Source organism: Neopusillimonas maritima, from assembly GCF_003576595.1.
Classification (GTDB): Bacteria; Pseudomonadota; Gammaproteobacteria; order Burkholderiales; family Burkholderiaceae_B; genus Neopusillimonas; species Neopusillimonas maritima.
The window spans coordinates 172,056-184,228 of record NZ_NQOU01000006.1; the positions used below are offsets into that span (position 1 = coordinate 172,056).

Sequence of the window (12,173 nt, forward strand, 5' to 3'; positions counted from 1 at the left end):
CATGGGGACGCTAACCATTATTTTTACGGGGATTGCCTTTACTGGTTTGGCCTGGCTGGTGCAAGCGGGGCTGAAGTTTGCTTATTCACGCTATCGCGCCAGCTTTACCGACCAGGCGCATATTCAATTAAGTGAAGTCTTTTTATTTCTGGACCCTGTGCAACTTTGGTTTTTAACGGTGTTTGTAGCTGCGGCGTTAGGATTGGTGGCATACGGCTTGATGCAAAGTATTGCCCTGACATTGATTGTCAGCGGCGTTGCATTATTTTGCCCACCCTGGTTAATGCGCTGGCTGCGCCAACGCCGCCACGCGCGGTTCGAATGTCAATTACCGGATCTTCTATTAAGTCTGGCAGGTGCTTTGCGTGCCGGAGCCGGTTTGCAGTCGGCACTGCAAACGATAGTGACGCAATCGCCTGCGCCGTTAGCCCAGGAACTGGGTTTGGTGCTGAAAGAGCAAAGGGTGGGGGTGCCACTGGAGCAAGCGTTATCCAGTTTGCGACGGCGTATGCCCGGTGAAGGTACACAATTACTTGTATCGGCGTTGACTATTGCCTTGCATACCGGGGGGAACCTTGCCGAAACGCTGGAACGTATCGGCCACACTTTACGTGCACGTTTACATTTGCTTGGCCGCATTGATGCCTTAACCGCACAGGGCCGAATGCAAGCCTGGGTGATGGCAGGCCTGCCGTTGCTGCTGGGTCTGGTTTTAACCGGGCTCGAGCCGGACGCCATGCAGGTGTTGTGGCACACGCCTCTTGGGTGGGGCGTTCTGATGTTGGTCGGCGTGCTGGAAATCAGTGGCATTTTTCTCATTCGCAAGATTGTCAGGATCCAGGTATGACATTCTGGTTAAGTTGTTTGTTTGCCGGCCTGAGCCTGGCGTTGTCAACATGGTGGTTGTTTCGGCCTTGGGCTGATATCGACCAACAAAACGCCAGTCCTGTTTCGTCATCAAGGGGAAGGGGGCAGCGTGCTGCGCGGGTTTTAAGCTGCCTCGATCCTTGGGTGGTTGCGTTAGAGCCCTTAGGGCGGCAGTTGTTGGGGTGGCGAGGGCGCAAGAAACTCATGCTGTGTTTGCAGCGCGCCGGGTTGTCTGGCTCATTGACACCGGAGCGAGTCATGGCTTATCGCTTACTGGGTTTCGGTTCAGGCGTGTTAATTGGGTTCGTTACAGGGCGCATGCTGGGTTTATCGGGAACGCTTGAAACGTGGTTGGCGGCTTTAACAACCGGCGGAGCCGGTGCTGCCGCACCAGGCTATTTTTTAAAGCGCTTAACGTCCCATCGACAACGCCGGATGTTGGTGGATTTTCCTTTTTTGCTGGACATGGTCACGCTTTGCGTAGAAGCGGGGTTGAATTTGCAAGGCGCGTTGCAACAGGCGTCACAACATGGGCCCTCGGGCCCATTGCTTGAATTGTTGCGAATTACGCTGGCTGAATTGCGTACAGGTACACCACGCCATGAGGCGTTGAGCTCATTGGCGCATCGATCGGGCTTGTCGGAAATCAAACAATGGGTGCAAACTTTGGAGCAGGCTGAACAGATCGGCATGAATCTGGCACCCGTATTGCGCGCGCAGTCTGATCAACGCCGCGCCGAGCGATTCCTGCGTGCAGAAAAAATGGCCTTGCAGGCGCCGGTGAAAATGCTGTTTCCCATGGTGGTGTGCATTTTTCCTTGCACTTTTTTAATTATTGGCTTTCCGATCGCAATAAAAATTTTTGCGGGTGTTATATGACGAATGTTCTACCAAGGCATTAGGATGATGCGCGCCCCTAATGAAACATTGCGTGTATATAAAGCAACCGGCCTCATGCAGCGATTGCGGGGCCTGCTGTTTCGCCGTAGACTCAAATCAGATGAAGCGATGTGGTTATGCGACACGTGGGCGGTGCATACTTTTGGTATGCGTTATCCACTCGATCTGGTGTTTCTTTGCTCGCGGAACCGGGTGCTCAAAATCGTGCACAATGTGGCGCCTGCGCGTGTTTCCATCTGCCGGCGGGCGCGCTCGGTTATCGAATTGAATGCCGGGTATTGCGCTCGCCGTCCTCTGGCGTTTGTGCCGGGCCGTTCCGTGTTCTTGGGTCAACCTTCGAAAGGGTTGCCGCGTGTTGTTTTTAGTGTGCCTTCCACCATGAATAAAGCATTTGTTAAAGAATCCGACCACGATGATGACGACGACTTGGGGCCCGAAGCGGTGGCTTTGCCCCAGGGCAGCAAAAATTACATGACCAGGTCGGGGTATCAGCGCTTGCGTGCCGAACTGGCTCATTTAATGAACGAAGAGCGCCCTAATGTCGTTCAGGTGGTTTCCTGGGCGGCGTCGAACGGAGATCGCTCGGAAAATGGTGACTATATCTACGGCAAGAAACGTTTGCGCGAAATCGATCGCCGTATTCGTTTTTTAACCAAGCGGCTTGAAGCGGCCGAGGTCGTAGACCCGGCTTTGCAACCTAACCGCGATCAGGTTTTCTTCGGCGCCACTGTGCTGTATTGCGATAAAGCGGGTACAGACCACCGGGTCACCATTGTGGGGGTAGACGAAGCCGACCCACTTAACGGCATGATTAGCTGGATATCCCCGGTTGCACGTGCGTTGCTTAAAGCGCGGGAAGGCGACACCATTACTTTGCGCACCCCGGCCGGGCTTGATGAGCTTGATATTTTGGAAGTCATTTACCCCGAACCGGCTTAGGTTTCGTCGCTTGCAGGCAGGCAGGGGCAAGCGCGTTAAAATGCGTGTTTCTTCTCCTCTTGAACAAGCGCGTCTCACTGTGAATTCCTTTTTGCATTTCCTCGGCTCTTCTGTTCTGTCTGATTTTCGTCGCGAACGCCTGCTGCAAACTTTTTCCTATCTGAAGTTGCCTGTTGCCAATATCGACGGCTTTTACGAGCATTTTGTTTGGGTCGATCAGCCGCTTGATCCCGCCGGGGAGTTGCGTTTAACCCAGTTGCTTGATTACGGCGTTCAAGAACCGGCTTTCAGTGAAGATAAACGCACCCTGGTATTACGTGTAATTCCCCGTCCGGGCACGGTTTCCCCCTGGGCCAGCAAAGCCACCGACATTGCGCATAATTGTGGGTTGCAGGCTGTGCGGCGCATTGAACGCGGGATTCGTTATGTAATTCAGCCCGCGAAAGGGTTACTGGGCACACAGTCTGTTTCGGAAGAGCAACTGGCCCAAATTGCGGCTTGTTTGCACGACCGCATGACCGAAACGGTTGTAGACGCTCAGTTTGAAGGGCAGGCTTTGTTTGCCTCGCTACCTGGCAAGCCCATGGCGTTGATCCCCGTGCTGGAACAAGGCAGGGCGGCGCTGGAACAGGCGAACAAAGAATTGGGCCTGGCGCTTTCCGATGACGAGATTGAGTACCTGGAACAGTCTTTCGCGGGCCTGAAGCGTAACCCGACAGACGTTGAGTTGATGATGTTTGCCCAAGCAAACAGCGAGCACTGCCGTCATAAGATTTTCAACGCGCAGTGGGTCATTAACGGTGAATCTCAGAACAACACCTTGTTCGGCATGATTCGTGCCACGCATGCGGCGCAACCGGCCGGCACCGTCGTGGCCTATTCTGATAACGCCGCCATTATGGAAGGCGGTGAGGCTACGCTTTTTCACGCTGCACCGTCTAACGGGGCTACCGTTTACGGCCATCATCCTGCCACGGTGCATACCTTAATGAAGGTGGAAACGCATAATCACCCCACGGCGATTGCACCCTTTCCCGGTGCCGCTACCGGGGCCGGTGGCGAAATTCGCGACGAAGGGGCTACGGGGCGTGGCTCCAAGCCTAAGGCTGGTCTCACCGGGTTTACGGTTTCGCATTTGCATTTCGAAGAGGCGCCTGAGCCTTGGGAGCAAGACACCCATGGCCGCCCCGACCGTATTGCCAGTGCGCTGGACATTATGGTTGAAGGCCCCTTGGGCGGCGCCGCATTCAATAATGAATTCGGTCGCCCAAATTTGTTGGGCTATTTCCGTAGTTATGAACAAACCGTTGCCGACGTTCGTTGGGGTTATCACAAGCCCATTATGATTGCCGGTGGCCTGGGTTATATCGACGACCGTCTCACACATAAAGATCCCATTCCGCCTGGCGCGTTGCTGGTTCAGTTGGGTGGCCCGGGCATGCGTATTGGCATGGGGGGCAGTGCAGCGTCGAGTATGGGGGTAGGTTCGAACACCGCCGAACTGGATTTCGATTCCGTACAACGGGGCAACCCGGAAATTGAACGGCGCGCGCAAGAAGTCATTGACCGCTGCTGGCAACTGGGCGCGGCCAACCCTATTATTGCGATTCACGATGTGGGCGCAGGGGGGTTGTCGAATGCCTTCCCCGAATTGGTGAACGACGCTGAGCGCGGTGCCGTGTTCGATTTAACCCAGGTGCATCTGGAAGAAAGCGGCTTGTCGGCGGCGGAAATCTGGAGTAACGAAGCCCAAGAGCGTTACGTGCTGGCTATTGCGCCTGAAGATCTCGACCGCTTTGATGCGCTGGCCAAACGAGAACGCTGCCCGTATGCGGTGGTGGGGGTGGCAACCGAAGAGCGTCAGTTGAAAGTGACGCTGGGGGAAGACCTGCCACATTCGGTAGATGTGCCTATTGACGTCATCTTGGGTAAACCACCCCGTATGACGCGTGATGTGCAACGCGAAACACTCGAAACCCCCGCCGTTGATTTACCGCTGATTACGCTGGAAGAGGCTACGCAACGTGTGTTGCGACACCCAACAGTGGCCAATAAAACGTTCTTGATTACCATTGGTGACCGTACCGTGGGTGGCCTAAGCAGCCGGGACCAAATGGTGGGCCCGTGGCAGGTGCCGGTAGCCGACTGCGCGGTCACGTTAAGTGATTTTGAAAGCACACGGGGCGAGGCGATGGCCATGGGAGAACGCACCCCCATTGCAGTCATGAACGCGCCGGCTTCGGGGCGTATGTCGGTGGCCGAAGCGCTGACCAATTTGGTGGCGGCCGATGTGCGTGCCTTAACCGACATCAAACTGTCGGCTAACTGGATGGCCGCCTGCGGCTCAAAAGGCCAGGACGCTGCGTTGTACGATACGGTTTCAGCCGTTAGTGAATGGTGTCAGGCGCTCGATTTGTCCATTCCCGTGGGTAAAGACTCGTTATCGATGCGCACTTCGTGGCGCGAAGATGAGCAGGATCGTGAAGTCATGGCGCCAGTTTCGTTGATCGTCACGGCATTTGCGCCGGTGGCCGACGTACGCCGCAGCCTGACCCCTCAATTAAGAACCGATGCCGGCGATACGGCACTGATTCTGATCGACCTGGGTAAAGGCCAACAACGCATGGGTGGTTCTGTGTTGGCGCACTCGTTCAACCAGGTCGGCAACGAGGTGCCGGACATCGACGACGCAGTCATGATGCGTGCCTTCTTCGAAGCCATTCGTTTGCTGGCCGACGACAACCATATTCTGGCGTATCACGACCGCTCTGACGGCGGTTTGTGGGCCACGATTTGTGAAATGGCGTTTGCCGGGCACACTGGGGTGTCACTGAATCTGGACATGCTTACGATTGATCCGTATGCGGCTGATTGGGGTGATTACAAAATTCGTCCTGAACAAGTCGCGGTGCAGCGTGATGAAATCACGCTGAAAGCCTTGTTCAATGAAGAGGCCGGTGCAGTTATTCAAGTGCCGTTGGCCGAGCGTAATACGGTTTTACAGAAATTGCGCGAAAAGGGCCTGTCGCCCTACAGCCACGTTATCGGCGGCTTGAATCAGGCAGACGAAATCCAGATTTTCCGTGATGGCAAATGCATATACCAGCAGGGTTGGCGCGATCTGGCACAACAATGGAGCGAGGTCAGCCGCCGTATTATGAACCGGCGCGATCATCCTGAATGCGCGCAAGCGGAATTCGACGTTTGGCAAAACCGGGAAGACCCAGGCTTTCAGCCCAAGGTGGCCTTCGACCCTCAGGAAGGCATCGCTGCGCCGTATATTTCCAAAGGCGCAAGGCCGGCCATGGCTATTTTGCGCGAACAAGGTTGCAACAGTCATATTGAAATGGCCTGGGCGTTCGACAAGGCCGGGTTTGAAACGCATGATGTCCATATGACTGACCTGCTGGCCGGGCGCACCGACCTGGCCGACTTCACCGGCCTGGTGGCCGTGGGCGGGTTCAGCTATGGCGACGTGCTGGGCGCCGGGGAAGGGTGGGCACGCACCATTCGTTTCAATGACAACCTGGCTGAACAATTCACCCGTTTCTTTGAGCGTGAAGACAGCTTCGGACTGGGGGTGTGCAATGGCTGCCAAATGATGGCGGCCCTGGCCGATATGATTCCGGGCGCGGAAAATTGGCCACGCTTTACCCGTAACCAATCGGAAAAATACGAAGCCCGTTTAACCATGGTGGAAATTCCCGAATCGCCTTCGCTATTTCTGCAAGGTATGGCGGGCTTGCAAGCACCAATTGCGGTCGCGCACGGCGAAGGCTTTGCCAATTTCGAGCGTCAGGGCAGTATTCAAGACGTAAACGTGGCCATGCGCTATGTGGATAACCAGGGCATTGCCACGGATACCTATCCGTACAACCCGAACGGCAGCCCCGGCGGCGTGGCTGGTGTTACTACTGAAGATGGTCGTTTCACCATTATGATGCCGCACCCCGAGCGTGTGACGCGTAATGTCATGATGTCCTGGGCGCCTACACGGTGGGGAAATCACGACACCGGGGGTGAATTTACACCCTGGCTGCGTCTGTTCCGCAACGCGCGTATGCGTTTAGGCTAGGGCCGTTTGGTTAGGGTTAACCTTGCGTCGTATAATTTTGCTTTGTGTACGGAGTTATTGAATGCGTCTTATCAAAAAAGCGCTCACCTTCGACGATGTGTTGTTGGTGCCGGCCTACTCCCAAATTCTCCCCCGTGATACGTCTCTTGCCACCCGTCTTACCCGTGATATCAGCCTGAATATCCCGCTGGTTTCGGCCGCCATGGATACGGTGACCGAAGCGCGGTTGGCCATTGCCATGGCACAAGAGGGCGGAATTGGCATTATTCACAAGAACCTGACTGCGGACGAACAGGCCCACGAAGTGGCGCGTGTGAAGCGTCATGAATTCGGTATTGTGATCGACCCGGTTACCGTTACCCCCAACATGAAAGTACGCGATGCTGTTGAGTTGCAACGCAAGCACGGCATTTCCGGCTTGCCGGTTGTGGAAGGCGGCAAAGTGGTGGGCATCGTCACGAACCGCGATCTGCGTTTTGAAGATCGGCTCGACGTGCCACTGCGCGACATCATGACGCCGCAAGAACGGCTGGTCACCATGAAAGAGGGTGCTACGCTGGATGAAGCCCAGGCACTGATGCACAAGCATCGGCTTGAGCGCGTGCTGATAGTGAATGACCGTTTTGAGCTCACTGGGCTGGCAACGGTTAAAGACATCGTTAAGAACACGGAACACCCCAGCGCCAGCAAAGACGGCCAAGGGCAGTTGCGTGTAGGCGCCGCCGTGGGTGTGGGTGACGGCACGGAGGAGCGTGTTGAAAAACTGGTGAAAGCCGGTGTCGACGTGCTGGTGGTGGATACCGCACACGGCCATTCAGCCGGTGTACTTGAGCGCGTTCGCTGGGTGAAACAAACTTACCCCAAGGTGCAGGTTATCGGCGGCAATATCGCTACGGCGCAAGCGGCGCGTGATTTGGCCGATGCCGGCGCCGATGGCGTGAAAGTTGGCATTGGCCCCGGCTCTATTTGCACCACGCGTATTGTTGCAGGTGTCGGTGTGCCGCAAATTACCGCGATTGCCGACGTTGCCGAAGCCTTGAAAGATACGGGTATTCCGCTCATTGCAGACGGCGGTATTCGCTTTTCAGGCGATGTGTCCAAAGCTTTGGCCGCCGGCGCTTCCACCTGCATGATGGGCTCCATGTTTGCCGGTACCGAAGAGTCGCCCGGTGAAGTGGTGCTGTATCAGGGGCGGTCTTACAAAGCGTATCGCGGCATGGGCAGCTTGGGTGCCATGGCACAAGGTTCGGCCGATCGCTACTTTCAAGACCCGGCCAACAACGCCGACAAGCTCGTACCGGAAGGTATTGAAGGGCGGGTGGCGTACAAAGGCAGTGTTATTGCCATTATTTACCAATTGGTGGGTGGTGTGCGCGCTTCCATGGGCTATTGCGGCTGCGCATCCATTGAAGAAATGCATCAGAAAGCCGAATTCGTTGAAATTACGGCGGCGGGTTTCCGCGAGTCGCACGTTCACGATGTGCAGATCACCAAAGAAGCACCCAACTACCGCGCTGATTCATAGCATTCGCGTTGTACGGGTTACCTGAACTTTTATTTCACGGTGTCGCATGACACCGTTTTACTTCTAACCATCTTGCCCAATTATGCACCAGCGTATTCTTATTCTTGATTATGGCTCCCAGGTAACCCAGTTGATCGCGCGCAGGGTGCGTGAAGCCGGCGTTTATTGTGAAATTCATCCCGGCGATGTCGATAACGATTTCATTCAGTCGTATTCGAACCTGAAAGGCATTATTTTGTCGGGCAGCCATGCGTCGGCCTACCATGAAGAATCGCTGAAAGTGCCGCCGGCCGTGTTTGAAGCCGGTGTCCCGGTGCTGGGCATTTGCTATGGCATGCAAGCCATGGCCATGCAAATGGGCGGCAAGGTGGCATGGTCGGATCATCGCGAATTCGGCTATGCGGAAGTACGCGCGCGCGGCCATACGCGCCTGCTGGAAGGGATTCAGGATTTCTCCACGCCCGAAGGCCATGGCATGTTGCACGTATGGATGAGCCACGGTGACAAGGTTACGGAATTGCCACCCGGCTTTAAACTCATGGCGTCAACCGATTCCTGCCCCATCGCCGGGATGGCCAATGAGGAAAAAGGGTTCTACGGTGTTCAGTTCCACCCTGAAGTCACGCACACTTTGCAAGGTACGGCCATACTGTCGCGTTTCGTGCGGGAAATCTGTGCCTGTGAAGGCGACTGGAACATGCCCGACTACGTTGAAGAAGCGGTCAAGGCAATTCGTGAACAAGTAGGCGAAGACGAAGTTATTCTGGGCTTGTCGGGCGGGGTGGATTCCTCGGTTGCGGCGGCACTGATTCACAAAGCCATTGGCGACCAGCTAACCTGCGTATTCGTTGACCACGGTTTGCTGCGTTTGAACGAAGGCGAGCAGGTCATGCAAACCTTCGGCGATCATTTTGGCATGAAGATTATTCACGTGGATGCCACCGACCAGTTCATGGGTAAGCTGAAGGGGGTGTCCGACCCGGAAGCCAAGCGCAAGATTATTGGTGGCGAGTTCGTGGAAGTGTTCCAGGCGGAAGCCTCGCGCCTGAAGAATGCCCGCTGGCTGGCCCAGGGCACCATCTACCCCGACGTCATTGAATCGGCGGGCGCCAAAACCGGTAAAGCGGTGGCCATTAAGTCGCACCACAATGTGGGCGGGTTGCCGGAAACCCTGAACCTGAAATTGCTGGAACCCTTGCGCGAACTCTTTAAAGATGAAGTGCGCAAACTGGGTGTGGCACTGGGTTTGCCCCCGGCCATGGTATACCGCCACCCATTCCCCGGCCCCGGCCTGGGTGTTCGCATTCTGGGCGAAGTGCGCAAGGAGTATGCCGATTTGCTACGCCGCGCCGATGCGATCTTCATTGAAGAACTGCGCAAGGCCGAAGACACTAACAGCGGCAAGAACTGGTACGACTTAACCTCGCAAGCCTTTGCCGTTTTCCTGCCGGTTAAATCGGTGGGGGTTATGGGCGATGGCCGCACGTATGACTACGTGGTGGCGCTGCGCGCGGTGCAAACATCGGACTTCATGACGGCTGACTGGGCGGAATTGCCTTATTCGTTGCTAAAGAAGGTATCCAGCCGCATTATTAATGAGGTACGCGGGATTAACCGGGTGACTTATGATGTGTCGAGTAAGCCGCCTGCTACGATTGAGTGGGAGTGATTTGCTGCCTGGCAAGGTAAGGCAGTAACAAGCATTAAAACGACGGAGAGCCTGCATTTATGCGGTTCTCCGTTTTTTCGTCTGGCGTTGTCGGGCAGTATTAAGCAGCGCCAAGCACGTATTAAGAATGGTATTAATGATGGTATGGGCTCTGTGTTATGGTGTCGCCGAGCCCGATACCATCCGTTGATAATTTGTGGCTGGATGGTATTGGAACAGCATATCTTATTGATATAAATAAGATATTTTAAAATAAATAGCTAACTGAAAAGATGGTATTGAAGTCGTTATGCAATACCATCCAAGATGGTTTTTAAAACCAGCAAGCTATTGATTTCACAAAGGAATGCCGTGTTAACCGATACCATGCTTCGCAACATCAAGCCGCGTGATAAACAGTATAAGCTTGCCGACCGTGAGGGTTTGTACGTTGCTGTCAGCGTAACGGGCACGATTTCATTTCGCTATAACTACCGATTAAACAGCCGCAGCGAAACACTGACTTTCGGGCGGTATGGGCCTGATGGCATTACGCTTGCCGAAGCCCGCAATATGCTCCAAGAAGCTAAGAAAAAGATCGCAGCAGGGCAGTCACCCGCGCAGGATAAAGCCCGTAGCAAGGGCAAGTTACGGGCTGAAAAAAGATTCGGTGTCTGGGCGCAAGAGTACCTACGTGGCCACGAGATGGCCGAGTCTACCCGCGATATGCGCCGATCCGTGTATATGCGCGACCTCAAGCCTTTTTTTGACAACCGGCTTTTGCACGAAATTACCGAAGAAGATGTGCGTGGGCGTGCCGATGCCATCGTCGAACGTGGGGCACCAGCCACGCAGGTCAGCAAGACGCGTCGGCTCGATTGAAAGTTCGTGGTTTCGTATTGGGTCAGCGCCCTCATGTGGGGCGACATCTGCGATCGTTGCGCGGTATGTGCCCGCGGGCAGTACATCGATCAGGTCTATATTCGTCGCGAACTTATGATGCTCTTTGCGACTGACCGCCCCAGAAACAAAAATTCCTAAATGGCCCACGCTGTCGTGGGTCGCATAAATGATGGTTTGGTCGTGCGACAGCACGTCTTCGTCATTTTCATAAAGATCGGTAATCCACCCCAACGCCTGTGGTGGTGGCGTAATGTTATCGCCATACGAGCAAAAGACCACAATGGGCGAACGTATGTTGCGCAGGTCTATGCGCACACCGTCGGAAGTCATCAGCTCGGCCGTGGCAAGACGATTACCGATAAACAAGTTGTCGACGATGTACTGCATTTCCACATCATTGAGGTAAACATATCCGCCCCAATACTTTTCAAACCCCAAATAGCGGGGCGCCTCGGTGTCGATGTTCGAATACAAGTGGTATTGCTTACTCCAGAGAGTGTTGGCAGGATTGAGGTTTTCAAAGTTTTGCACCAGCCAGGCACCGTCGAAGCGTCCAGCACCCATGTCACTCGTCATGGCCGTCAGCCAGCTTCCGCCCAATAGTCCTCCGGAATAACGCATGGGATCACGCTCGCGCCATCCTGCCCAATACGACAGTGGGGCGCCAGCGACAATAATTGGACCGAACAATTCCGGGCGGATCGCTGCCGTCATCAAGATCTGCCATCCCGCCTGGCAATTTCCGATGACGGCAGGCTTGCCTTCTCGACAGGGATGCAGCTCAAGCACCTTTTCCATAAAGGCGGCTTGGGCATGCATCACGTCTTCGATCGTCTGCCCAGGCACTGGGTCAGGCAAAAATCCGATGAAATAACAGGGATGCCCGGCATCGATCACAACACCGATTTCGCTGTCGACTTTGAAACCGCCAATGCCGGGACCGTGTCCAGCGCGGGGGTCTATCACTACAAACGGCCGCTTCATAGGGTCGGCAGGCTTATCTGCAGGCGGCACGATCCGCACCAGCCAGTAGTTCACTGGGCGAGGTAAATCCTGACCGGACACGATCACTTCTGAGAGGAAGTCCAAAACGTTTGGCACGTCCTCGGTAAGGTGCGCCTGATACTGGTTCCCACGTTGACGCATCACATCCGCATAGAGAACACTCCGCTGCCAGGTATCGATGGCATACTCCGTCATCGTGTGACCCGGCGGCAGGCCGACTCCTGAAAAAAGTCCTGAATCAAACCGGGAATCGCGGAGGCTGTTTGGTTAAAGTAAAACAGGTTCCGCAGCGGGAGCCGCGAACTGTCGAT

General features: G+C 55.0%; 7 protein-coding genes and 2 pseudogenes. 8 read left to right on the forward strand and 1 reads right to left on the reverse strand.

Features of this window, described 5'->3' with window-relative positions:
- Position 1 precedes the first annotated feature (1 nt).
- From CJO09_RS13905 to CJO09_RS13935, 8 genes and pseudogenes are all read left to right on the forward strand, one after another.
- Entirely contained in the window at positions 2–847 is an 846-nt protein-coding gene (locus CJO09_RS13905; protein ID WP_119442881.1) for a type II secretion system F family protein, read from the forward strand.
- Entirely contained in the window at positions 844–1,746 is a 903-nt protein-coding gene (locus tag CJO09_RS13910) for a type II secretion system F family protein (RefSeq protein ID WP_119442882.1), read from the forward strand. The genes CJO09_RS13905 and CJO09_RS13910 overlap by 4 nt, the downstream gene beginning before the upstream one ends.
- A 27-nt stretch (positions 1,747–1,773) precedes the next feature.
- Positions 1,774–2,049, forward strand: a pseudogene (locus CJO09_RS15870) (DUF192 domain-containing protein); the annotation flags it as partial.
- 96 nt (positions 2,050–2,145) lie between these two features.
- Positions 2,146–2,706, forward strand: coding sequence for a transcription elongation factor GreB (greB, locus tag CJO09_RS15825; protein WP_245961346.1), 561 nt, complete (start codon positions 2,146–2,148; stop codon positions 2,704–2,706).
- Between the two features lie 40 nt (positions 2,707–2,746).
- A complete protein-coding gene (gene purL, locus CJO09_RS13920) occupies positions 2,747–6,781 on the forward strand; it encodes a phosphoribosylformylglycinamidine synthase (protein ID WP_119442884.1) in 4,035 nt (1,344 codons plus the stop codon).
- A gap of 61 nt (positions 6,782–6,842) precedes the next feature.
- Positions 6,843–8,306 (forward strand): IMP dehydrogenase, encoded by a 1,464-nt coding sequence (guaB, locus tag CJO09_RS13925; RefSeq protein ID WP_119442885.1) that lies wholly within the window; start codon positions 6,843–6,845, stop codon positions 8,304–8,306.
- An 82-nt stretch (positions 8,307–8,388) separates the two neighbouring features.
- Positions 8,389–9,975: a glutamine-hydrolyzing GMP synthase gene (guaA, locus tag CJO09_RS13930; RefSeq protein ID WP_119442886.1), complete on the forward strand. Its 1,587-nt coding sequence runs from the start codon at positions 8,389–8,391 to the stop codon at positions 9,973–9,975.
- Between the two features lie 366 nt (positions 9,976–10,341).
- The gene (locus CJO09_RS13935) at positions 10,342–10,836 is read left to right on the forward strand and encodes an integrase arm-type DNA-binding domain-containing protein (protein WP_425454092.1); all 495 of its coding nucleotides are present in this window, start codon (positions 10,342–10,344) and stop codon (positions 10,834–10,836) included.
- Here the strand turns inward: CJO09_RS13935 and CJO09_RS13940 are convergent.
- Positions 10,804–12,057 (reverse strand): annotated as a pseudogene (locus CJO09_RS13940) (DUF3141 domain-containing protein); the annotation flags it as partial. The gene CJO09_RS13935 and the pseudogene CJO09_RS13940 sit on opposite strands and share 33 nt — an antisense overlap.
- Positions 12,058–12,173 lie beyond the last annotated feature (116 nt).